Source organism: Burkholderia sp. RS01 (assembly GCF_039748055.1).
Lineage (GTDB): Bacteria > Actinomycetota > Actinomycetes > Actinomycetales > Micrococcaceae > Arthrobacter.
The window spans coordinates 170,450-193,725 of record NZ_JBDLAK010000006.1; the positions used below are offsets into that span (position 1 = coordinate 170,450).

Sequence of the window (23,276 nt, forward strand, 5' to 3'; positions counted from 1 at the left end):
CACTGGCCCAACAGCCTATACGGTCCTCTCGACGTCGCTGCTAGACCCCTGGCGAGGCCCGTCTCTGGTCAGTTCCGAACGGGGGGTCGCACATCGCGGCAAGTTTTCGGTTCGTATGCTGCCTCTACGCAAACACCGTCATTCCTGGATGACCCACCCAACACGATCATCTGGGAGGAAAGCGGCATGGCTGCAAGACCGGGTCCCGACACCGATCAACTGACCCGCACCGAGAGGCGGGAGCTGGATTCCGCAATTCCTGGATTCCTGGACTCCTGGACTCCTGGACTCCTGGACTCCTGGACTCCACGATAAACCCCATGATGGACACCTTCAGACAGAGCGCGTTGCCACCACATGTCGCTATGACGATCATGAGATCAAATATGAACCAATACTCACGACGTCAAGAGGCAGGGGAGTGAACGCACCGACAACGAGTCTGTGGACTAGCGCCGAGTGGTGTGGTCGGTCTACGTAGTCGCCTGACCCGTCCAGTCCTCTCGGTACGCCCGCGTCGGCCGCACGGACGTTTCACGTGAAACGTCGGTATCCAGGGCGGGGAAGCCACTGCCCTTGCGGGAAGCGAGAGCCGACGTGCGCTGGTTGAAGATCCCTGATGACCGTCGTGCTCTACCGCCGAGGGAACTACAGATGCATCGGGCTTGGCATGACCAGAGCGGCCATCCGGCTACTAGGGTTTCACGTGAAACCTTTGCCGCCGGTCCCTCGTGGCCGCTCCGCACTCACACGGCCCCTCTGATACGGGTGAGGGGTTCCAAGGACGGCCAGCGGCCCAGTATGCCACGCGGGCAGAGGACAGAGCCGTGAACAGCCGCACGTGCCGGGGAGTGCGAACTCGGTGATGCGCGCCGTGGATATAGGGGCGTCGATCCGTAGGTCTCCGTCTGAGCGTCCCGCCGTTGGCAGCTTTGGCCGCGCCCCGCCGGTCGAGCTCAGCGCCCAGGGGACTCTCCATGTTCGACGGGCAGTATCCTGCTCCTAGTCCTCTGGGCCGGCGACAGGATCCTTCAATCGCGCAACAACTCCCGCGGCATCGAAGCCGGGACTGTCGCGACAGGCGTCCTCGGAGACTATCAGCGCAATGGAGGCCACCGTCCCCACGCCATAGACCGGAAGGTTCATTTACGATGATTCACGGCCTGCCGGTTTTCCAGGACTGCCAGCAAGATCGTCCTGGTTCGAATCGCGCCTATGCGGCCGGCACGGAGCGCACCCGGCTGGCGATGGTGCAGTCCCATGACTTGTGGCAATCCTGCGATCCTGCGACGGCAAGCTGGAGCACTCACGGCGTTCCGTAGCCGAAAGACTTCCTGCAGCAATCTCGTACGTCCAAGTGTCCGCAGGGTTGAGAGTCTTGTCCGCCAGAGCGCTGGACGACTGGGAGACGGGAGCAGACGCTGCTGCACCCCCGATAGCAGTCCGAAGGCAGGCATGGCGGCCCGAGGGCGCCCCGTCCGTTGGCGTGTATGCCCGGCCATCTTCCTGACTGTCGTTCGCTGGCGGGGACGCACGGCACCGCGATCCACCACCCTGTAGACACGGTGGAGGTCTCTCGCGAACCAGACGGCCCGACCATGAGCATTTCCGCCGTTCCGACGCCTCCACATAGACGTGCGATCGTCGCCAGCATCGTGTGTAGACCGCTGATAGCGTTCCTTCCCTGGAGGGAAGGGTGCAAACTTTGTGTTCGTTTCGGAGTCGAACAGCCGATCGCCCGCGAGGGCCGATGTGATCCGGTGCTACCTGGCACGAAGTTGGGACGCCCGAATTTCGGACCCGGATAGGACCGTTTCACGTGAAACAACCTGGGGGAGCCACATGGATTACGCCTCTCCGCAGCAAACGACGCCCCGAACAGAGGAATCCAGCGGCCACGCCGCTCCCGAGGCCGGTCCGGACGTCCTGTATAGCCGGCCCGCACCCCGAAGACGATCGCGGCTGGTAGACACTGTCTGCGCCCAAGGTAAGCAGCCACGAGAGCCTCTATGCCCTCGCCGGCGGAAGCACAGAGGGCCACGTCGCGACTACGTGGACCGATGCGCGTTGCACCCGCGAGGCGCAGTGTGGCGGCATTTCGAGGCTAACCGGAGTACGAAATGCGCTGGGCAGCCCCAACATGCTCGGAAAGCCGCAAGTGGAAGACCAGTCCCGGCGACTCGGAGGACCGCCAGCACTTTGCGGCGCGGCTGATAGGTGCCTAGCCCCCGAACTAGAAGGGCAATCGGGTGCGGATCAGACTGCGGTTGTGTCGATCCGTAAGGTTTCGGACGCCCGCTGAACGGCCTTGGATACGCAGAGAGTGACAGATTCGGGCACCAACGAAGACAGAAAAATTGGCCCTGCAGCCCATTTGGGCACCTCAGCGCCGTGCACGAACCAGGCGACGGCCTGCCTGGTAGCGGCGTCGTATGCATCCGCTCACCCCGTAAACTCAGACGCGCTGGTTATTCTTTGGAAATGCTGTCCACCGAAACACTTCCCGCAACTTTGAAATGGAACGCATCAAAGGTGCCAGCCTGCACCGGCAAAGACCGCGGCACGCGGCGACCGCTGCACCGGTAAAGACCGCGGCACGCGACGGTATGGCGGCGACAAATGCGATCAGTTGCCTGGCTGCGCAGTCACGGAGAGGCCGCGACCTTGATCGACCGACTCGGCCCCGCCAGCGAGCAACAGTTCCACCAGGCAGTGGCCAGTTCGGAACACTCTGGGCAAAAGGAAAGGGCCCGTTTCACGTGAAACGGGCCCTCGGTAGTGCGGAATTCCTAGTTCTCGGCCCCAGGGGCCAACACATCCATGATTCGGTTCAGATCTTCCACGCTGGCGAACTCGATGCTAACGCGACCTTTTCGCGCGCCCAACGAAATCTTCACGTTTGTATCAAGACGATCGGAAAGTGAGGAAGCGAGATAATCCAGGCGTTCGTGGCGCGCACCGGGGCGGGGAATGTTGTTCTTCGCCGGTGCGGCAGGCTCACGATGGAGGGTCACCGCTTCCTCTGTGGCTCGCACGGACATGCCCTCGGCCACAATCTTCTGTGCAAGGCGTTCCATGGCTGCCGCGTCCGGCAATGACAGCAGTGCCCGAGCGTGACCTGCGGAGAGGATGTTGGCGGCCACACGGCGCTGTACCAGCGGTGGCAGCTTGAGCAGGCGGAGCGTGTTCGACACCTGCGGGCGCGAGCGGCCGATGCGGTCAGCGAGCTGCTCATGAGTTGTGCCGAAGTCCTCGAGGAGCTGCTGGTAGGCAGCGGCCTCTTCGAGCGGGTTGAGCTGACTGCGGTGCAGGTTTTCCAGGAGTGCGTCGCGAAGCAGGTCGTCATCAGTGGTGTCACGGACGATTGCGGGAATCGTATCCAAGCCTGCGGCCTGAACCGCCCGCCAGCGGCGCTCGCCCATGACGAGTTCATAAGGTTCGCCACCTTTTTCGGTTGAGGTACGCACCACAATTGGCTGGAGAACGCCTATTTCCCGAACTGAGTGAACCAGCTCTGCCATATCGTCCTCATCGAAGACGGTACGGGGCTGTTTACGGTTGGGGTGGATATCACCAACGGGGATTTCGGCAAACCGGACACCCGGGACCTCAACAAGTTCGACGTCGTTGCCGGCCGCACGCAGGCCCCCTACTGGAGCATCTTCCGATCCGGCACCATCCTCGGCGGACACATCACCCTTGGGCTTCACCGGGGTCGCCGCAGCAGGCTCGGACTTCGAGGCGGAAGCAGCCGGTCGCCGCTTGTCCACGGTCTTCTCGGTCGTCTCTCCGGTGCCGGCAGCTGCAGAACCCTTGGATTCGGAAGAGCGGCCGGGCGTGGTGGTCGAGGGTTCAACAGCGGTATCAGCCTCTGCGGGCGCAGACTTGCGCGCTTCCGGAAAGAAAAGGTCCACGGGGCGTGACGGCGCTGTTCCGCTACCCGCAGCGTTGGTGGAGGCGGAACTTGGTATGAGTGCGCCAAGACCGCGACCGAGCCCGCGTCGCTTATCGCTCATGGATAAATCCCTCCATTGGAAGAGCCCGGCTATGCCTGGCTCCGGCTGTTGCAGTGTTTGGAAAATTCTAGCGCTCAGCGATTTCCGCTGCGGCTTCCAGATAGGAAAGGGCGCCGCTGGAGGATGGATCGTACGTCATGACCGTCTGCTGATAGCTGGGTGCCTCGGAAATGCGCACAGAGCGCGGGACAACGGCACCCAGCACCTGGTCCGGGAAATGTTGGCGGACCTCCGCGGCCACCTGCGCGGCCAGGTTGGTCCGGCCGTCATACATGGTCAGCAGAATGGTGGAAACTTCAAGATCAGCATTCAAATGCTTCTGGATCATCTCGATGTTCTTCAGCAATTGGCTGAGGCCTTCCAGCGCATAATATTCGCACTGAATGGGGATTAGGACCTCGCCCGCAGCACAGAATGCGTTCACCGTCAGCAGGCCAAGGCTCGGCGGGCAGTCGATGAAAATGTAGTCCAGGCGTTCTTCGCCCTTTTTCTGGCGGGACTTGGCGTAAACGTCGATGGCTCGGCGGAGTCGCTGCTCCCTGGCCACGAGGGACACCAGTTCGATTTCGGCGCCTGCCAAGTGAATAGTGGCAGGAGCACAAATGAGGTTGCTGATGTCGGGGCACGGAGCCACGACGTCCTCCAGCGCCATGTCATTGATCAGGACGTCGTAGATGCTGTCGACTTCAGCATGATGTTCGATGCCCAGCGCGGTGGAAGCGTTTCCCTGCGGGTCGATGTCGATAACGAGGACGTTCAGCCCGGCGGCAGCCAGTGCGGCTGCGATGTTGACCGTGGTGGTGGTCTTACCCACGCCACCTTTTTGGTTTGAGACTGTGAAGATGCGGGTCTTCTCGGGCTTCGGGAGATTGCGGCCCAGGAGCCTCTCCCGGCGCTTGTTCTCATGCGCAAGTTCGCGGGCGATGGGGCTTGAGTCGTCCAAGGTGTCCAGTACGTTGCCGGTGGCCGGTGTTTCACGTGAAACCTTCGACGCGTTCAGGACCGCAACCGAATTCAAGTGATTCGAAGCCATAGCGACCGAGGGTACACCAAAGGCGCGCGCCGACCCCAAGGACACGAACGGGGGGATCCGCTGCGTGGAGGTTTCGCTACTGGTCACTGGGACACACTCACTCTCGTTCGGCTTTTGCTGCCGTTCTCTAGCCTAACCGCTACGCCCCCAAGACCTGTGGCAACGGGCCTTGGCTAGACGATCTTTCGCGTCTTCTTCACTACAATTCGAACGACGGTGGTGGGTTCCTCCAGCAGATCCTGCCCCACTGTCACTACGGAAGTCTGCACACCGCCAAGCTTGCGGATCACCTTGGCGGCCTTTTCAATTTCCTCGGCGGCGCTTCGCCCCTTGATGGCTACGACTTCACCGTCGCCATCCAACAGCGGAATAGTCAGGCCAGCCAGATTGCTCAGCGCCGACACTGCCCGGGCGGTCACAACGTCCGCCTTCACCATCCCGACAGCCAGTTCGGCCCGGGTGCGCATAACCGTAACATTGCTCAGGCCGAGATCGTCAACGACCTCCTGCAGCCAGATGACCCGCCGCTCCAGCGGTTCAATGAGGGTCAGCTCCAGATCCGGGCGGGCGATGGCCAGGCAAAGGCCCGGCAAGCCGGCTCCGCTGCCGACGTCGGCCACGTGGCTTCCGTGCGCAATTTCGCTCTCAATAACCGCACAGTTCAGGACGTGGCGTCCCCACAGCCGGGGAACTTCCCGGGGACCGATGAGTCCACGTTCGGTTCCCGACGTGGCGAGGTGCTCCACATACCGCTCGGCCAGGCCAAGGCGATCGCCGAAGATCTTTTCCGCTGCCTGGCGCTCGGCCGCAGTAATTTCCACCATCAGTAGTCCAGCCGGCTGTTCAGTCAGCAGAGACGACGATGTGCCGGCCGGCGCCTTCGCCCTCGGACTCGCTTACGAACCCGAGATCGGCAACGGCGTCGTGCACGATCTTGCGCTCGTAGGCGCTCATCGGCTCCAGTGCGACGGCCTCACCGGTTTCCTTGACGGACGCCACGGCATCCTCGGCGATCTTCTGCAGGTGGCCCGCGCGTTCTTTGCGGTACCCGTTGATGTCGAGCACCAGGCGTGACCGGTTTTCCGTTGCGGAAAGAACCGAAAGACGTGTCAGCTCCTGGAGTGCTTCCAGTACTTCGCCATCCTTGCCCACCAGGTTCTCCAGGCCGGCCGATTCTTCCTCGGTGACGATGGAGATGTAGGTCCGTCCGTTGCGGACCTCGATGTCAATGTCGCCGTCGATGTCGGCGATATCAAGCAGTTCTTCCAGGTAGTCGGCCGCAACGTCGCCTTCTTCTTCAAGGCGGCTCGCAGACGTACCCTTACCGGCGTTCACTGCCTCGGTGGCGTCGTCCTGGTCTTCGCTGACATCAGCGGAAAGTGCGTGCTCAGAGCTCTCAACAGACATTACTTCTTCTTCCTGTTCTTACGTTGTGGCTGTATGCGCTGGCTGCGGGCTTCCGAAACCGCAGCGGCGGCAGCGGCCTCAGCCTCGGCGTCGGCCTTCTTGCCTCCCAGGATGGGGAGCACCGGCAGGCCCTTCGCGGCACGGCGCTCGGCCAGGGCCTTCGCGGCGGGGGATCCCGGCGTGGGCATGCGGCGGATGACAAAGAACTGCTGGCCCATGGTCCACAGGTTGGTGGTGGTCCAGTAGATGAGGACACCGATGGGGAAGTTAATTCCGCCGACGCCGAAGACGAGGGGAAGGATGTAGAGCATCATCTTCTGCTGGCGCATAAACGGGCTGGCCATGGCCTCTTCGGACATGTTCTTGGCCATGATCTGCTTCTGCGTGATGAACTGCGACGCCGTCATGGCCAGGATCATCACGATCGAGAGGATCCAAACGGCAACCTCACCGCCTGCGGTGCTGCCGTGAAGCAGGGATGCGGAGAGCGGAGCGCCAAAGATGCTGGACTCGTCGAACTGCCTGACCTGCTCGACGCTCATGGCACCGATGCCCTGGCCGCCGGCCTTGGCCGTACTGATGCCGGAGAGCACCTGGAACAGGGCGAAGAAGAACGGCATCTGGATCAGCATCGGAAGGCACGCCGAGAACGGGTTGGTCCCGTGCTTCTTGTACATGGCCATCTGTTCCTGCGCCATGGCCTGGCGGGACAGCTGATCGGTCTTGCCCTTGTACTTGTCCTGCAGTTTCTTCAGGTCAGGCTGCAGCAACTGCATGCCTCGCTGGGCCTTGATCTGCTTGACGAACACGGGGATCAGGGCGGCACGGATGACCAACACCAGCCCAATGATGGACAGCGTCCATGTCCAGCCGTTCGCGGCCGGCAAGCCGATGAAGCTCAGTCCGTCATGGAAGCCGACCATAATGACTGAAACCAGCCACTTGAACGGAGCCATGATTGTTCCAAAGATGTCCATGCGATATCCCTATTCGTTAGGCCGCAAGGCGGCCTTCTCCATCAGTCCGAGCAGCCAGGTACTTATCCGGGTTGTTCAGCACAACAATTGTGGGGGTCTGGTTGTCTGGCCATTCGCGGTGGCCGGCGGGGACATGGTCCACTCCGCCGGCGTTCCAAGGGTGGCAGCGCACCAGTCGCTTGGCTGCAAGCCAGCTTCCCCTGACGGCTCCGTGAACCGTGATTGCCTCCAGCGCATAGGCCGAGCACGAAGGAAAGAAGCGGCAGACCTGCCCGTACAAGGGCGAAATCACCTTGCGGTAGGCCATCAGCAGAAGAATGAGGATATTGCGCGGCAGGTTCCAGACGAATCTGCCGGCAGCCGCTGCAGCGGACTTAAGGAAGGGGACGACGGCGCCAGTCAGGTCAAGCACGCTGTGTCCCTTCCTGTGTTGTTCCGTTCGATCGCAATGCAGCCGACTTTGGATGGCGGCCACCCAGCCGCCTCATGGTTACTTCCAAGGCAGCGTTGTAATCCGCCAGCAGTTCCTGCCAGCTGGCAGTCGCCGAGGCAGGCAGGGCACGCACCACAATAGCGAACCCGGTACCGTACTCGCGCAGCGAGACAGCACCGGCTTCCCTAAGTCTCCTCTTAACGAGGTTCCTGGCAACAGCGTTCCCGACACCCTTGGAAACGATGAACCCGATTCTGCTGGGTTCATCGGCCCCGATAGTTGCCGTATATAAGACTACGTTCCGGCGTCCATTGCGGACGCCGGAACGTACAGTTGTTGAAAAATCGGTTGAAGTCCTCAGACGGTTCCTGGTGGCCAGCACCGTTAAACTCGCAAAGGAAAGATAACCGACGAGTCAGTATTTAGGCCGACAGTTCGATGCGGCCCTTGCCGCGGCGGGCGGCCAGGATGGCGCGGCCTGCACGGGTGCGCATACGAAGGCGGAAGCCATGCTTCTTGGCCCGACGGCGGTTATTCGGCTGAAAAGTCCGCTTGCTCACGTTAGTTACTCCAGTGGATCAAAGGTGCGCCCACCCGATCAAAAAAGGGGAAGAACTGGCCGACGCTAAGTTTTGTATGTGTCTGCTTCCCCCGATTTCCCGGAACGCTGGGCGTCTGGAAGGTCAAAATGGGGTCAGAAAGCAGGCACAAAGGACTCCACAACGTTAGGCCAAACTGCGACCCCGAGTCAAACCGGGAGGTGGCCCGCCACCTTTCCCCAACTGTGGCTAACCGGTGTCCCCAGCCTGTGGATGAAGTGGGTCACAAGCCCCTTTTTCGAACCACAACGGTGTAATTATCCACAAGCCACTTCCCAGCTATCTTCTGGCCTTTTCATCCCCTAGAGTGGCCCAGTAGCCGATTATCCACGGACTGTGCATAACCCTGTGGATGAAGCCGGGACAGCACCCTGGATCCAGGCTTGCGGCTGCATGTAATGCAGGTAAGCAAGCTTTGAGGAACCCGATTGATGACAGTAGACGAAGCCAACCACGCCAATACTGTCGGAAGTTCCTGGCGGCGCGTGGTGACCCTTCTTGAGCAGGACGACCGTGTTTCCCCGAGGCAGCGCGGCTTTGTCATCCTGGCCCAGGCGCAGGGCCTCATCGGTTCCACCCTCCTCGTGGCCGTGCCCAATGAACTCACCAGGGAAGTGCTGCAGACCCAGGTCAAGGACGCACTCGACGACGCGCTCCGCAATGTTTTCTCAGACGACATCCGCTGCGCCATCGACGTTGACACCGATCTGGTGCCCGTCCACGAAGAGCCGGAACCCGCCGTCGAGCTTTCCCTCGCTGCCGACCCGTCGGTGGAACTGAAGCCGCAGCCCATGCTGCCGAGCACTTCCCACGAGTTCGGCCGGTTGAATCCCAAGTACGTTTTTGACACCTTCGTGATCGGCTCATCGAACCGGTTCGCCCATGCCGCCGCCGTGGCGGTGGCCGAAGCGCCCGCGAAGGCCTACAACCCGCTGTTCATTTACGGCGACTCCGGACTGGGCAAGACCCACCTGCTGCACGCGATCGGCCACTACGCCCGGCGCCTCTACAGCGGCATCCGCGTCCGGTACGTGAACTCCGAGGAATTCACCAACGACTTCATCAACTCGATCCGTGACGATGAGGGCGCCAGCTTCAAGACCACGTACCGCAACGTGGATGTGCTGCTGATCGATGACATCCAGTTCCTCGCCGGCAAGGACCGGACCCTGGAGGAGTTCTTCCACACCTTCAACTCCCTGCACAACAACAACAAGCAGGTTGTGATCACGTCCGACCAGCCGCCCAAGCTGCTGGCCGGCTTCGAGGACCGCATGAAGTCGCGCTTCGAGTGGGGCCTGCTGACCGACATCCAGCCGCCGGAACTCGAAACCCGCATCGCCATCCTCCGGAAGAAGGCCCTCAGCGAAGGTCTCTCCGCTCCGGACGACGCCCTGGAATACATCGCTTCCAAGATCTCCAGCAACATCCGCGAACTCGAAGGCGCCCTCATCCGCGTCACGGCCTTCGCCAGCCTCAACCGCCAGCCGGTGGATGTTGCCCTGGCCGAGATGGTCCTCAAGGACCTCATCACCGATGACGGCGCGCAGGAGATCACCTCGAGCCAGATCCTGACGCAGACGGCCGAGTACTTCAAGCTCAGCATGGAAGAGCTCTGCAGCAAGTCACGGACCCGGACGCTGGTCACGGCCCGTCAGATCGCGATGTACCTGTGCCGCGAGCTGACGGACATGTCGCTGCCCAAGATCGGCCAGGAACTCGGCGGCCGGGACCACACCACGGTGATCCACGCCGACCGCAAGATCCGCGAGCTTATGGCTGAGCGCCGTGTGATCTACAACCAGGTCACCGAGCTGACCAACCGGATCAAGCAGCAGCAGCGCGACTCCTGACCCTCGGTTCTTAACCTTATTAACAGGCACGTGTGGATAACCCTGTGGACAGTTAAGGGGACAACCGCGGTTAATGGGCTTAAAACCCTTAAGGTGTCTGTGGATCACGGAAACGGCCAAAAATGTTATCCCCATCCACAGCCTGTTTAAAACGTGCTCCGCCCACAGTCCATGAACAGGGCTTAACCGCGGATTCCAGCAGTGGGACGGGGTTATCCACAGTTTCCACAGCAGTTATTAACACTACTAATCCCAAAAAATTGAAATTCCCTCAAACAACAATCTCGTTCCCTGCCCCACACGCCTCCGGGCCCCTGCCCCCGAGGGGCCGAGGTCATTGACGGGGATGGGGAAATCCCCGATGTTCCGGCTAAGCTGTCAGCAGCGCTCCCATCCTCGGGTCTTCCAGTGGTCCAGCAAGTGCGGACCATGCAGGTTCCGGCGTTCCGGGAGCAACGGTTTTGTGGACTCCACGCAGGAGTTCCCGTTCAGAAAATGGCAGCAGCAATGAAAGGCGGCACCCTTCCGTGAAGTTCAGAGTCGAACGGGACGTCCTGGCAGAAGCCGTAACGTGGACAGCCCGATCGTTGTCTCCGCGGCCGCCGGTACCGGTCCTGTCCGGCCTGCTCCTCAAGGCCGAGTCCGGAACTGTGAGCCTGTCGAGCTTTGACTACGAGACGTCGGCCAGGCTTGAAATCCCTGCCGACATCGCGGAGGAAGGCACCATCCTGGTCTCGGGCCGGCTGCTCGCCGACATCTGCCGCAGCCTTCCGTCCGCCCCCGTCGAGGTGGTAACCGACGGCAACAAAGTGACGCTTACGTGCCGCCGAAGCAGCTTCCACCTGGCCACCATGCCGGAAGCCGAATATCCGCCGCTGCCGGCCCTGCCCACCATCAGCGGCACTGTCGCCGGCGATTCCTTCGCCCAGGCTGTTTCCCAGGTGATCATCGCCGCCAGCAAGGACGACACCCTGCCCATCCTCACCGGCGTGCGCATGGAGATCGAGGATGACCTCATCACGCTCCTGGCCACCGACCGCTACCGCCTGGCCATGCGGGAAGTGCCGTGGAAGCCGGTCACCCCCGGCATTTCCACGAGTGCGCTGGTCAAGGCAAAGACCCTCAACGAGGTTGCGAAGACGCTCGGCAGCAGCGGGGACATCAACCTCGCCATTGCCGACGACGACAGCCGCCTCATCGGGTTTGAAAGCGGCGGACGCACCACGACATCGCTGCTGGTCGACGGCGACTACCCCAAGATCCGCTCCCTGTTCCCGGACTCCACGCCGATCCATGCCACCGTGCAGACCCAGGAACTGGTCGAAGCAGTCCGGCGCGTGTCACTCGTTGCCGAGCGCAACACCCCCGTCCGCCTCGCGTTCACCCAGGGCCAGCTCCACCTTGACGCCGGCACCGGCGAGGATGCGCAGGCCTCCGAGGAACTCGAAGCGCAGCTGTCCGGCGACGACATCACCGTGGCGTTCAACCCGCACTACCTCGTTGAGGGCCTGAGCGTCATCGAAACGAAATACGTCCGTTTCTCGTTCACCACCGCGCCAAAGCCGGCCATGATCACCGCTCAGGTTGACGCCGACGGAGACGACCAGGACGACTACCGCTACCTCGTGATGCCGGTCCGGCTGCCCAACTAAGTAGCAGCTGATGTCGTCAAGGGCACCCAAAACGACACCCAGTGCGACCCAGTTGGGTGCACCACCGCAGCACCTCCACCACCAGCGCAGAAAAGAGCTCACACCGTGCACATCGGACTGATCGGCCTTGGCAAAATGGGTTTCAACATGCGCGAACGGCTGCGCAAAGGCGGCGTTGAGGTCACGGGCTACGACCGCAACCCCGACGTCGCCGATGTGTCCTCCGTCGACGAACTCATTGCGGCCGTTCCGGTTCCGCGCCTGGTCTGGGTCATGGTCCCGTCCGGGGACATCACTGACGCTGTCATCACCGAACTCAGCGTGAAGCTGCAGCCCGGCGATTTGGTGATCGACGGCGGCAACTCGCGCTTCACCGAGGACCAGAAGCACGGCGCCGCGCTGGCCGAAAAAGGAATCCGCTTCGCCGACTGCGGCGTCTCCGGCGGCGTCTGGGGACTCCAGAACGGCTACGGCCTGATGGCCGGCGGAGATGCAGAAGACATCGAGCGCGCGCTGCCCGTTTTTGACGCCCTCCGCCCGGAAGGCGAGCGGGCCGACAGCTTCGTCCATGTCGGTGGCGTCGGCGCAGGCCACTACGCCAAGATGGTGCACAACGGCATCGAGTACGGCCTGATGCAGGCTTACGCCGAGGGCTATGAGCTCCTCGCTGCCAAGGACATCATCACCGATCTTCCCGGCACTTTCCGGGCCTGGCAAAAGGGTACGGTTGTCCGTTCCTGGCTCTTGGACCTCATGGTGAAGGCCCTGGACGAAGATCCGGGCCTGGCCTCGATCGATGACTACGTCGAGGACTCCGGCGAGGGCCGCTGGACCGTGGAGGAAGCCATCGCGAACGCGGTTCCGGCCCCGGCCATCACCGCCGCGCTGTTCGCGCGCTTCTCATCTCGCGAGGACAATTCACCGGCCATGAAGATGGTGTCCGCCTTGCGCCAGCAGTTTGGCGGTCATGCCACCCGGCCGGCCAAGTAACACCGAGCCCGGGATCCGCAGGGTCCCGGAATGAGGGCTCCCGAGAATTTGAAGATCTTGTGTACCTAGAACACCTGTCCCTGACCGATTTCCGCAGTTACGCCCAGGTTGACCTCCGGCTGGAACCCGGCGTCACCGTCCTGGTGGGTTCCAACGGCATTGGCAAAACCAACCTGATGGAAGCAATCGGCTACCTGGCGACGCTGAGTTCGCACCGGGTCAGTGCGGACGCCCCGCTGCTGCGCTTCGGAACCGAACGGGCCATGATCCGGGCTAAACTGGTGCGCGGGGAACAGTCCACGGTCCTGGAGCTGGAGATCAACGGCGGCCGGGCCAACCGCGGACGCATCAACCGCAGCAACCCGGTCCGCGCGAGGGACCTCCTGGGCATCTGCCACACGGTCCTCTTCGCTCCCGAGGATCTGGCACTCGTTAAGGGTGATCCTTCCAGCCGGCGACGCTTCCTCGACGAGTTGCTGGTCAGCCTCGTGCCCCGGCACGCCGCTACGAGGAGCGACTACGACCGTGTGCTCAAACAGCGCAACGCCCTGCTTAAATCTGCGCGTGCCGGCAAGTTCACGTCCGGCCATGAGGCCACCCTGGATGTCTGGGACCAGCACATGGCGCGCGCGGGAGCGGAGCTGCTGCATGCCCGGCTGGAACTCGTGGAGCGCCTTCGCCCGCATCTTAACAACGCGTACGCCCAGCTCACCGACGGGTCCAAGGCCGCGGACGCCGTCTACCGGTCCACGCTCCAGAACATGATCGACGACGACGGCGCACCGGCGGCCGCAGGAGCCGAATCGTCTGCAGCAGGAGACCCGGTTGAGGACCTGCGGCTACTGTCCGTCGATGAGCTCACCGAACGTTATGTGCGCGCCTTCGCGGCGTCCCGCCGCAAGGAACTCGAGCGGGGCATCTCGCTCGTGGGACCGCACCGGGATGAACTGGAACTGGTCCTCGGCCAGGCACCCGCCAAGGGATATGCCTCGCATGGTGAGACCTGGTCCATGTGCCTCTCCCTGCGGCTCGCCTCCTACTACGTCATGCTGGACGACGCCCGCACCGGTGGTTCGGCGCCCATCCTCATCCTGGATGACGTTTTTGCCGAGCTCGATGTGCAGCGGCGGCGTAAACTGGCCGCAATCGTTGCTGGTGCCGAGCAGGTGCTGGTGACCGCCGCCGTCGATGCCGATATTCCGGAAGAACTGACCGGGCGGCGGGTGAAGGTTATCCCGGGAGGAATCGATGAACAGGGATAAGGACGGCGGCCTGCAGCCCGGCCGCGATCCCGATGAAATCGATGCCGCGCAGTCGGCCCTGAACAGAATGCGCGACGCCGCAGCCGCCCGCGGCGAGGTCCGCCGGGCCGCGCCGCGCTCCGGCAGCAGCCAGAAGCCCCGCACCTCCGGGCGGAGCACGCGCGGCTTCAGCCAGTTCCATTCCACCGGCCGTGATCCCTTGGGGCTCGGTAAGGTGGTGGGCCGGCTGGTGGCAGAGCGCGGCTGGACCTCACCCGTTGCCGTCGGTTCGGTCATGGCGGAATGGCCGACCCTCGTAGGCCCGGAAATCGCGGCGCACTGTACGCCCGAAAGCTTCACCGACACCACGCTGCACGTGCGGTGCGACTCCACGGCCTGGGCCACCCAGCTCCGGCTGCTGAGTATCAGCCTGCTCGACAAGTTCCGAACAGAACTGGGCGACGGCGTGGTCACCAGCATTCAGGTCCTTGGGCCGGCGGCGCCGAATTGGCGCAAGGGCGGGCGCACGGTCAATGGCCGCGGGCCCCGGGACACGTACGGATAGCCTGCTATCGCAAGGGATCGCGGCCCGGCCCGGTGCCGGATCCCTTGAAAAATGCGCAAACGGCGTGTAGGGCGTTCAAACCGCCGTGAGTCGTATAGGAACCCAAAGACGGGACCGCTGGGGCCTTGCAGGCGGGGTCAATGGCCAGCGAGCGGCACATTGCCAGCCGTTCGAGGCCCCGGAATGCGGGAATCGTGCCCCTTTCGCGATAGAATCTCCGTAGATAACTGGGCGCCGGTGAAACGTTGACTGAGTCCGTTTTCCCGCGCGATTCCAGCGGCGGAAGACGGGTCCGCAGGTCAATCGAGTAGCCGGCGCTATCAGTGACGTGCCTGTCGGCGGAAGCCTTTCCCTCGGGAGACGGCATCAGCCGGCCATCATCGAAACAGAGGAGTCGAAAGCGCCTGTGGCTAACGACAATGCAGATATCCAGGCAGTGGAAACCGCAACGGAAGATGCCCCGACGCCTGACACGCCGGCGGAAGCGGTGACACCGCGGGAATACGGTGCCAGCGACATCACCGTTCTCGAAGGCCTTGAGGCCGTGCGCAAACGGCCCGGCATGTATATCGGTTCCACTGGCCTGCGCGGCTTGCACCACCTTGTTTACGAAGTGGTGGACAACTCGGTGGACGAGGCCCTCGCCGGATACTGCACGCACATTGAGGTCGTCCTCCAGGCCGACGGCGGCGTCAAGGTATCCGACGACGGCCGCGGCATTCCGGTGGACATCCACCCGAGCGAAGGCAAGCCCACCGTCGAGGTGGTCATGACCATCCTGCACGCCGGCGGCAAATTCGGCGGCGGCGGATACGCCGTGTCCGGCGGCCTCCACGGGGTAGGCATCTCCGTGGTCAACGCGCTCTCCCGCTGGGTGGACACCGAAGTCCGCAGACAGGGCCACGTCTGGCGGATGTCCTTCGCCGACGGCGGCAAGCCCCAAGGAGACCTGGTCATGGGCGAGGAAACGGACGAAACTGGCACCACCCAGACGTTCTACGCCGACCCGACCATTTTCGAATCAGTCGAGTTCGACTTCGAGACGCTGCGTGCACGCTTCCAGCAGATGGCCTTCCTCAACAAGGGCCTCCGCATCACACTCACGGATGAGCGCGTCACCACCAAACCCGGCGAGGACGACGATCTGGACCTCGACGCCGTGGCCACGGAGGGTGAAGTCAACGCCGAGCACCGCACAGTGGTGTACCAGTACAACGACGGCCTGCTGGACTACGTCAAGCACCTGAACTCCGGCAAGAAGGTGGACGTCGTCCACGAGGACGTCATTGCGTTCGAAACCGAGGACACGGAACGCAAGATCGCCGTGGAAATGGCTATGCAGTGGACCAACGCGTATTCGGAGAGCGTCCACACCTACGCCAACACCATCAACACGCACGAGGGCGGCACCCACGAAGAGGGCTTCCGGGCCGCGATGACCTCGCTCATCAACCGCTATGCGCGGGACAAGAGCATCATCAAGGAAAAGGAAGAAAACCTCACCGGCGATGATATCCGCGAGGGCCTGACGGCGGTCATCTCCGTAAAGCTGGCCGAGCCGCAGTTCGAAGGCCAGACCAAGACCAAGCTGGGTAACTCCGAGGTCAAGGGCTTCGTGCAGCGCGTGGTCACCGATCAGCTCGGTGACTGGCTGGAGCGCAATCCCGGCCCCGCCCGCGACGTCATCCGCAAGGCCATTTCCGCGGCCCAGGCACGCATGGCCGCCCGCAAGGCCCGCGACAACGCGCGGCGCAAGAGCCCCCTGGAATCCTTCGGCATGCCCGGTAAGCTCTCGGACTGCTCCTCGAAGGACCCGTCGAAGTGCGAGGTCTACCTGGTGGAGGGCGACTCCGCCGGCGGATCCGCCAAGCGCGGGCGAAACCCGGAGACCCAGGCAATCCTGCCCCTCCGCGGCAAGATCCTCAACGTGGAGCGTGCGCGCCTGGACAAGGCCTTGGGCAATAACGAAGTCCAGTCCATGATCACGGCCTTCGGCACCGGCATCGGCGAGGATTTTGACCTGAGCAAGCTGAGATACCACAAGATTGTGCTCATGGCCGATGCCGACGTGGACGGGCAGCACATCACCACCCTGCTGATGACCCTGCTCTTCCGCTACATGCGCCCGCTCATCGAAAACGGCTACGTCTACCTCGCGCAGCCTCCGCTGTACAGGATCAAGTGGTCCAACGCGCCGCACGACTACGTATACAGCGACCGCGAACGTGACGCCGTGCTTGTCTCCGGGCAGGCGGCCGGACGCCGTATCCCGAAGGACAACGGGATTCAGCGCTACAAGGGCCTCGGCGAGATGGACTACACCGAGCTTTGGGACACCACGATGGACCCCGACCGGCGTACCCTCCTGCAGGTCACTATGGAAGACGCCGCGGCCGCGGACCAGATTTTTGCGGTCCTGATGGGCGAGGACGTCGAATCGCGCCGTAACTTCATTCAGCAGAACGCCAAGGATGTCAGGTTCCTGGATATTTAGCGTTAGTTCGCGCCTAATATTCCAGATCCGACATATACCTGAAACGGAAAATACAGATTATGAGTGACGAAACCCCCGAGGTTCCCGCGGAATCCGCAGATGCCACGGAGCCGGTGCTGGAAGGCGACGTGCTGATCGACCGCGTGGAGCAGGTTGACCTCCAGACGGAGATGCAGCGGTCCTACCTCGACTACGCCATGGCCGTCATTGTGGGCCGCGCCCTCCCTGACGTCCGGGACGGCCTCAAGCCCGTGCACCGGCGCGTGCTCTACGCCATGTTCGACGGCGGCTACCGCCCCGACCGCTCCTTCAACAAGTGCGCTCGTGTGGTGGGCGAGGTCATGGGCCAGTACCACCCCCACGGCGACACCGCCATTTACGATGCCCTGGTCCGCCTGATCCAGGACTGGACCATGCGCTACCCGCTGGCGCTGGGGCAGGGCAACTTCGGCTCACCCGGCAATGACGGCGCGGCCGCACCGCGGTACACGGAAACCAAAATGGCGCCGCTGGCCATGGAGATGGTCCGTGACATCGATGAGGAAACCGTCGACTTCCAGGACAACTACGACGGTAAGAACCAGGAACCCACCATCCTCCCGGCACGGTTCCCCAACCTGCTGGTCAACGGATCCTCAGGCATCGCCGTCGGCATGGCCACGAACATCCCGCCGCACAACCTCCGCGAGGTTGCGGACGGCGTCCAGTGGTACCTGGCCAATCCCACGGCGAGCCGCGAGCAGCTGCTCGAAGAACTGCTGCTGCGCATCAAGGGACCCGATTTCCCCACCGGCGCCACCATCCTGGGGCACAGGGGCATCGAAGACGCCTACCGTACCGGCCGCGGATCCATCACCATGCGCGCCGTGGTCAACGTGGAGGAACTGCAGGGGCGCACCTGCCTCGTGGTCACCGAGCTGCCGTACCAGGCCAACCCGGACAACCTCGCCATCAAGATCGCCGAACTGGTCAAGGACGGCAAGGTCCAGGGCATCGCCGACCTCCGTGACGAGACCTCGGGACGCACGGGCCAGCGACTGGTGATTGTGCTCAAGCGCGACGCCGTGGCAAAGGTGGTGCTGAACAACCTCTACAAGCACACGCAGCTGCAGGAAAACTTCGGCGCGAACATGCTGGCGATCGTGGACGGCGTGCCGCGCACTCTCAGCCTCGATGCCTTTATCCGGCACTGGGTCACCCACCAGCTCGATGTCATTGCCCGGCGCACGCGGTACCGCCTGCGCAAGGCCGAGGAAGAGGCGCACATCCTGCGCGCGCTCCTGAAGGCCCTGGACATGCTGGACGAGGTCATCGCCCTGATCCGGGCCTCCAACACGACGGAGGCGGCCCGCGACGGCCTGATGGAACTGCTGGATATCGATGAACTGCAGGCCAGGGCAATCCTGGACATGCAGCTCCGCCGGCTCGCTGCCCTGGAACGCCAGAAGATCCAGGACCGCCATGCCGAACTCGAGGCCATGATCGCCGAATTCAACGCGATCCTTGCCTCCGAGGAACGCCAGCGCGAGATCATCAGCACCGAGCTCGCGGAAATCGTGGCCAAGCACGGCGATGACCGCCGCACCAAGATCCTCATGGGCTACGACGGTGACATGTCCATGGAGGACCTGATTCCCGAAGAGGAAATGGTGGTTACCATCACCCGCGGCGGCTACGTCAAGCGGACCCGGAGCGACAACTACCGCTCGCAGCATCGCGGCGGCAAGGGCATCAAGGGCGCGCAGCTGCGCGGCGACGACGTCGTGGAGCACTTCTTCGTTACCACCACCCACCACTGGCTGCTCTTCTTCACCAACCTGGGACGCGTTTACCGGGCCAAGGCCTATGAACTCGCCGAGGCCGGACGCGACGCCAAGGGCCAGCACGTGGCCAACCTGCTGGCCTTCCAGCCGGACGAGCACATCGCCCAGGTGCTGGACCTGAAGGACTACCAGCACTCGCCCTACCTGGTGCTGGCCACCAAGCGGGGTCTGGTCAAGAAGACCCGGCTGGAGGACTACGACACCAACCGGTCCGCCGGCGTCATTGCGATCAACCTGCGGGACGGGGATGAACTAGTTTCGGCCCAGCTGGTCTCCGAGACGGACGACCTCATGCTGGTGTCCCGCAAGGGCCAGTCCATCCGCTTCACTGCCACCGATGACGCACTCCGGCCCATGGGCCGGGCGACGTCGGGCGTCACGGGCATGAAATTCCGTGAGGATGACGAGCTCCTGGCGGCAAACGTCATCACCGAAGGCTCCTACGTCTTTATCGTGACCGAAGGCGGCTACGCCAAGCGCACCGCCGTCGAGGAGTACCGTCTCCAAGGCCGCGGCGGCCTGGGCATCAAGGTGGCCAAGCTTGCCGAGGAACGCGGCGATCTGGTCGGCGCCCTCATCGTCCAGGAGGAAGATGAAGTCCTCGTGGTCATGGGTGGCGGCAAGGTAGTCCGGTCATCCGTGGCAGGAGTTCCGGCCAAGGGCCGCGACACCATGGGCGTCATCTTCGCGAAACCGGACAAGAACGACCGCATCATCGAAGTGGCCCGCAATAGCGAACGCGGCATTGAGGGAGAGGAATCTCCGGAGGATGACGTAACGTTGGCTGAAGGTGCCGGACCCGTAGACGGGTCCGCAGAGGCAGAAACAGCAGAGGCAGAGTCGGCAACCGCCACAGCATCCGAGGATGCGGGCAGCGACGCCGAGCTGAACGAAGACAACACCGGAGGTAACGAGTGAGTAATTCCGACTCATTTCCCAAGCCGAGCAGCAATGGTCCCGGCGGGATACGGCAGCCGGCATCCGCTCCCCGAGTGAATGCCCCGGTGCGTCCGCAGCAGAGCCCGGGCACGCCGTCGGGCGTTCCGGGACAGCGCCCCGCTGCTCCCGGTCAGCGGCCGGCGGGTGCGGGTCAGCGGCCCGCGCAGGGACAACGCCCTGCAGCCCCCGGGCAGCGTCCTGCGACGCCGGGCCAGCGCCCGGCCACTCCGGGTCAGCGCCCCGGCCAGGGCGCCCCCGGCCTGGTCAAGCCCGCCCCGAAGGCAAAGGTCCGCCGCGCGCGGCTCCTAGTCAGCAAGGTGGACCCCTGGTCCGTGCTGAAGATGGCCTTCCTGCTGTCCGTGGCACTCGGCATCGTCACCGTGGTAGCCGCCATCGTTCTCTGGACGGTCCTGGACCTCACGGGAATCTTTGACCAGGTGGACAGCCTCCTGGGGACGCTGGCCGGCTCCGAGGGCGGCGGCTTCGAACTGAAGAAGGTCGCGTCCCTGGGCCAGGTGGCCTCCTTCGCGACCATTATCGCCGTGGTCAACGTTGTGCTGCTGACGGCCCTGTCCATGCTGTCCGCGGTGCTCTACAACATTTCCGCGACCCTCGTGGGTGGCATCGGCGTCACGCTGACGGACGACTAAAAAGCCCGCGATTCCGCGGAAAAACTCCGGTGGAATGCCTCGATTTGAGATCGGGCCGGGATGTGCTGTAAAGTCATGTCTCGGCCCGATGAGGCATCGGGGCGTATAGCTCAGGCGGTTAGAGCGCTTCGCTGATAACGAAGAGGTCCCAGGTTCAAGTCCTGGTACGCCCACGGAACCTGCACAGGTTTCATGTAGTTGAGGTGGGATTCGAGAGAATCCGGCCGGAACGGGGTGCGTGTGAAGAAGTTGCTGGTTATTGCAGCTGCGGTCGCAGGCGTCCTGCTCTACAAGAAGGTGCAGGAGTCCGAGGCCCGGAAAACGGTCTGGAGTAAGTCAACCGATACGGTTGAATAGTCCGGATCCCCGGTCCGGAAGCTGGTTAGCCGGCCTCCGGAACTAGGGTATGATTGACGGGTTGCTTCTTATGGGGGCATGGCGCAATTGGTAGCGCACCTGCTTTGCAAGCAGGGGGTTCGGGGTTCGAGTCCCCGTGCCTCCACCATAAGAAAGTCCCGGCCAGGAATGGCCGGGACTTTTGCTTTAACCGGGTAGGAACGCAAGCGGCCGGCGCTCTCTGGGCAGGCCGAATCAGCTGCCGCGGCGCACTACTGTGGAACCGTGAACTTTTTCCTTGCGGCCCTGGGTGTCCTCGGCGTCGCTTCGTCGGGACCGCTCATCGCTGCAACGCTGGGTGCCACCACGGTGAGCGCCCTCGCCATCGCCTTTTGGCGCAACGCGATCGGCGCGGCCGTCATGGCCTCGCCCACGCTGATCAGGGAGCCCGACCAGTTCGGCCGCGTCACCGGCAAGGAATTCCGCTGGTCGGTCATTGCGGCTGTGGCCCTGGCCCTGCACTTCGCGTGCTTCATCACCTCCCTACAGCTGACGTCGGTGGCTGCTGCGACGGCGCTGGTGTGCCTGCAGTCAGCCTGGATTGCCGTCATACAGCTCGTGCGCGGCGTGAAGCACCGCTGGCAGGTGCTGGTGGGCCTCGGAATAGCCTTTGGCGGCGTGGTGGCCATCACCGGCTTCGACATGGGAGCCTCGCCCGAGGCACTGCTCGGCGACCTGCTGGCAATGGCCGGCGGCCTCCTGGCCGGGATCTACACGCTGGCCGGCGGGAAGGCCCGCCAGAGCATGACCACGGGGACGTACACCGCGCTCTGCTACGGCATGTGCGCCGCGCTGGTGGCGCTGCTGGCGCTCTCTACCGGCCAACCCCTGGTGGGGTTCGACGCCGGCGGCTGGCTGGGGATCATCGCGATCACCGTCTGCGCCCAGCTGGTGGGTCACACGGCGTTCAACCACCTGCTCGCCACCATGAGCCCGCTGCTCGTCTCGATGATCATCCTGCTCGAGATCCCCGGGGCAGCCCTGCTTGCGGCTTTCTTCCTGCATGAGACGCTGCTGGCCGGGACGTACGGCGGGCTAGCGCTGATCCTGGTGGGGCTCGCCGTCGTCGTGATGGGCCAGCGGAACGGCAAGGCGGGGCGCGGCAGGCCGCCGCTGGGGCGTCCGCTGGCGGAGCTTGGAACTGACTGAGCTGGAGACTGACTGGGCTGGGGACTGACTGAGCTCTGTCCTACGGCGCGGTCCGAGGCTGGGCCGGCCTGAATCCGGCCTGAGGCTACTGCCCGCCGCGGCGGGCAGGCTGGCTGGTGTTGACGGTGTGGATGGCGCGCAGCAGCTTGGCTGGGAAGTACACCGAGAAGAACACCACCATGGGAGCCTTCAGGGCCATTTTCTTCACGTTGTGGGCCTTGTAGGTACGGTCGAATCGGGTCACGTAGTAGCGGTAGTCACGCGGTGAGTCTTCCAGCCGGCGGGCCGACATTCCGGAGACCATCTGCGGCCAGTACTGGACCTTGAGGTCGTGGTCGGCCAGATGCAGGGAGAGGTCGATGTCCTCGTGCATCTCGTCCTTCTCATCGAGGCAGGTCTCGTCCCGGATGGTCTCCCAAGCAGAGCGCCGAAGGGCCATGTTCGATCCGAACAGGAAGTGGTACTGGTGCTTGGCCAGCTTCAGCATCAGCTGGCGCATCTTGTCGTCGGCCTTGAGGCCGAAGCGCCGCATGGGCATGTCGTAGTAGACAACCGGACCTGTGGCGGCCTGCGTGGACAGCTCGGCAAACGCCTTCTGTACCTGCTCCACCCAGTCTGGTTCCACCACGGAGTCCGCATCGATGCGGCCTAGGATTTCACCGGTGGCGTGGTCGAGGCCAAAGTTGCGCGTGGGGATGAGGCCCTGGGTCGTGTCCTGGCTCAGCAGGATGATGGGGCTCTCCGGGTACTCCTGCTGCATCTGCAGCACGATCGCAGCTGTGCGGTCCTTGGACATGTTGTCCACCACGATGATCTCGTGCGCGGGAACTGACTGGTACACCGCGGCGATGAGGCACTGCCGGATGACGCTTTCCTCGTTATATGCCGGTATCACGATTGATACGCCCGGCGGTTGCGGAGCATCAAGCGGGGCGTCCTCGGAAGATCTATCGGGTGACATCACCTCAAATTTAGCACCGATGGATTTCGTTCCGGCGGCCCGGCCCATCCTGGCCGATTGCGGCCTGACTCCGGGTGATGCGGCAGGAGGGGCCCCGC

At 63.2% G+C, this 23,276-nt stretch carries 18 protein-coding genes and 2 tRNA genes; 11 read left to right on the forward strand and 9 right to left on the reverse strand.

Annotated features, from left to right (window positions below; all coding sequences use genetic code 11):
* Window positions 1-2,789: 2,789 nt before the first annotated feature.
* The 8 genes from ABFP37_RS08005 to rpmH all read right to left on the reverse strand — a co-directional run bounded on the left by ABFP37_RS08005 (window position 2,790) and on the right by rpmH (window position 8,426).
* Window positions 2,790-3,914, reverse strand: coding sequence for a ParB/RepB/Spo0J family partition protein (locus ABFP37_RS08005; protein WP_347033204.1), 1,125 nt, complete (start codon window positions 3,912-3,914; stop codon window positions 2,790-2,792).
* Between the two features lie 169 nt (window positions 3,915-4,083).
* Entirely contained in the window at window positions 4,084-5,049 is a 966-nt protein-coding gene (locus ABFP37_RS08010; protein ID WP_347033205.1) for a ParA family protein, read from the reverse strand.
* Between the two features lie 173 nt (window positions 5,050-5,222).
* Complete coding sequence (gene rsmG, locus ABFP37_RS08015; RefSeq protein ID WP_078028423.1) at window positions 5,223-5,873, reverse strand: 16S rRNA (guanine(527)-N(7))-methyltransferase RsmG; 651 nt, start codon at window positions 5,871-5,873, stop codon at window positions 5,223-5,225.
* A gap of 19 nt (window positions 5,874-5,892) precedes the next feature.
* The gene (locus ABFP37_RS08020) at window positions 5,893-6,456 is read right to left on the reverse strand and encodes a R3H domain-containing nucleic acid-binding protein (RefSeq protein ID WP_078028424.1); all 564 of its coding nucleotides are present in this window, start codon (window positions 6,454-6,456) and stop codon (window positions 5,893-5,895) included.
* Window positions 6,456-7,433: a membrane protein insertase YidC gene (gene yidC, locus ABFP37_RS08025; RefSeq protein WP_078028425.1), complete on the reverse strand. Its 978-nt coding sequence runs from the start codon at window positions 7,431-7,433 to the stop codon at window positions 6,456-6,458. The genes ABFP37_RS08020 and yidC overlap by 1 nt, the downstream gene beginning before the upstream one ends.
* Window positions 7,434-7,449: 16 nt before the next feature.
* On the reverse strand, window positions 7,450-7,908 hold the full coding sequence (yidD, locus tag ABFP37_RS08030) for a membrane protein insertion efficiency factor YidD (RefSeq protein WP_347033206.1): 459 nt from the start codon (window positions 7,906-7,908) through the stop codon (window positions 7,450-7,452).
* The gene (gene rnpA, locus ABFP37_RS08035; protein ID WP_347033207.1) at window positions 7,838-8,248 is read right to left on the reverse strand and encodes a ribonuclease P protein component; all 411 of its coding nucleotides are present in this window, start codon (window positions 8,246-8,248) and stop codon (window positions 7,838-7,840) included. The genes yidD and rnpA overlap by 71 nt, the downstream gene beginning before the upstream one ends.
* A 40-nt stretch (window positions 8,249-8,288) precedes the next feature.
* Entirely contained in the window at window positions 8,289-8,426 is a 138-nt protein-coding gene (gene rpmH, locus ABFP37_RS08040) for a 50S ribosomal protein L34 (RefSeq protein WP_062008104.1), read from the reverse strand.
* 470 nt (window positions 8,427-8,896) lie between these two features.
* On the opposite strand from rpmH, the gene dnaA reads away from it, so the two are divergent.
* The 11 genes from dnaA to ABFP37_RS08095 all read left to right on the forward strand — a co-directional run bounded on the left by dnaA (window position 8,897) and on the right by ABFP37_RS08095 (window position 22,217).
* Window positions 8,897-10,318, forward strand: a complete 1,422-nt coding sequence (gene dnaA, locus ABFP37_RS08045; RefSeq protein ID WP_078028428.1) for a chromosomal replication initiator protein DnaA — start codon at window positions 8,897-8,899, stop codon at window positions 10,316-10,318.
* Between the two features lie 527 nt (window positions 10,319-10,845).
* Complete coding sequence (dnaN, locus tag ABFP37_RS08050) at window positions 10,846-11,970, forward strand: DNA polymerase III subunit beta (protein ID WP_078028429.1); 1,125 nt, start codon at window positions 10,846-10,848, stop codon at window positions 11,968-11,970.
* 105 nt (window positions 11,971-12,075) lie between these two features.
* Window positions 12,076-12,960: a phosphogluconate dehydrogenase (NAD(+)-dependent, decarboxylating) gene (gene gnd / locus ABFP37_RS08055; protein ID WP_078028430.1), complete on the forward strand. Its 885-nt coding sequence runs from the start codon at window positions 12,076-12,078 to the stop codon at window positions 12,958-12,960.
* Between the two features lie 59 nt (window positions 12,961-13,019).
* On the forward strand, window positions 13,020-14,222 hold the full coding sequence (gene recF, locus ABFP37_RS08060; RefSeq protein WP_347033208.1) for a DNA replication/repair protein RecF: 1,203 nt from the start codon (window positions 13,020-13,022) through the stop codon (window positions 14,220-14,222).
* Window positions 14,209-14,766 carry a DciA family protein gene (locus ABFP37_RS08065; RefSeq protein ID WP_078028432.1) on the forward strand — a complete coding sequence of 186 codons (558 nt, stop codon included), beginning with the start codon at window positions 14,209-14,211 and terminating at the stop codon, window positions 14,764-14,766. The genes recF and ABFP37_RS08065 overlap by 14 nt, the downstream gene beginning before the upstream one ends.
* 487 nt (window positions 14,767-15,253) lie before the next feature.
* Entirely contained in the window at window positions 15,254-17,260 is a 2,007-nt protein-coding gene (gene gyrB, locus ABFP37_RS08070; RefSeq protein ID WP_221937613.1) for a DNA topoisomerase (ATP-hydrolyzing) subunit B, read from the forward strand.
* A 59-nt stretch (window positions 17,261-17,319) separates the two neighbouring features.
* Window positions 17,320-20,001 (forward strand): DNA gyrase subunit A, encoded by a 2,682-nt coding sequence (gyrA, locus tag ABFP37_RS08075; protein WP_078028434.1) that lies wholly within the window; start codon window positions 17,320-17,322, stop codon window positions 19,999-20,001.
* An 86-nt stretch (window positions 20,002-20,087) separates the two neighbouring features.
* Complete coding sequence (locus tag ABFP37_RS08080) at window positions 20,088-20,672, forward strand: DUF3566 domain-containing protein (RefSeq protein ID WP_347033209.1); 585 nt, start codon at window positions 20,088-20,090, stop codon at window positions 20,670-20,672.
* Window positions 20,673-20,771: 99 nt separating this feature from the next.
* Window positions 20,772-20,845 (forward strand) — tRNA-Ile (locus ABFP37_RS08085).
* 256 nt (window positions 20,846-21,101) lie between these two features.
* Window positions 21,102-21,177 (forward strand) — tRNA-Ala (locus tag ABFP37_RS08090).
* A 116-nt stretch (window positions 21,178-21,293) separates the two neighbouring features.
* Window positions 21,294-22,217 carry a DMT family transporter gene (locus ABFP37_RS08095; RefSeq protein ID WP_347033210.1) on the forward strand — a complete coding sequence of 308 codons (924 nt, stop codon included), beginning with the start codon at window positions 21,294-21,296 and terminating at the stop codon, window positions 22,215-22,217.
* An 85-nt stretch (window positions 22,218-22,302) separates the two neighbouring features.
* On the opposite strand, the gene ABFP37_RS08100 is transcribed toward ABFP37_RS08095, so the two are convergent.
* Window positions 22,303-23,178 (reverse strand): glycosyltransferase family 2 protein, encoded by an 876-nt coding sequence (locus ABFP37_RS08100; protein ID WP_078028473.1) that lies wholly within the window; start codon window positions 23,176-23,178, stop codon window positions 22,303-22,305.
* Window positions 23,179-23,276 lie beyond the last annotated feature (98 nt).

What these genes read in the sequence shown, in the direction of transcription:
- ABFP37_RS08010 (WP_347033205.1), bottom strand. Translation starts at nt 5,049, where the DNA reads ATGGCTTCGAATCACTTGAATTCGGTTGCGGTCCTGAACGCGTCGAAG.
- rsmG (WP_078028423.1), bottom strand. Translation starts at nt 5,873, where the DNA reads ATGGTGGAAATTACTGCGGCCGAGCGCCAGGCAGCGGAAAAGATCTTC.
- ABFP37_RS08020 (WP_078028424.1), bottom strand. Translation starts at nt 6,456, where the DNA reads ATGTCTGTTGAGAGCTCTGAGCACGCACTTTCCGCTGATGTCAGCGAA.
- yidC (WP_078028425.1), bottom strand. Translation starts at nt 7,433, where the DNA reads ATGGACATCTTTGGAACAATCATGGCTCCGTTCAAGTGGCTGGTTTCA.
- dnaA (WP_078028428.1), top strand. Translation starts at nt 8,897, where the DNA reads ATGACAGTAGACGAAGCCAACCACGCCAATACTGTCGGAAGTTCCTGG.
- ABFP37_RS08065 (WP_078028432.1), top strand. Translation starts at nt 14,209, where the DNA reads ATGAACAGGGATAAGGACGGCGGCCTGCAGCCCGGCCGCGATCCCGAT.
- gyrA (WP_078028434.1), top strand. Translation starts at nt 17,320, where the DNA reads ATGAGTGACGAAACCCCCGAGGTTCCCGCGGAATCCGCAGATGCCACG.
- ABFP37_RS08100 (WP_078028473.1), bottom strand. Translation starts at nt 23,178, where the DNA reads ATGTCACCCGATAGATCTTCCGAGGACGCCCCGCTTGATGCTCCGCAA.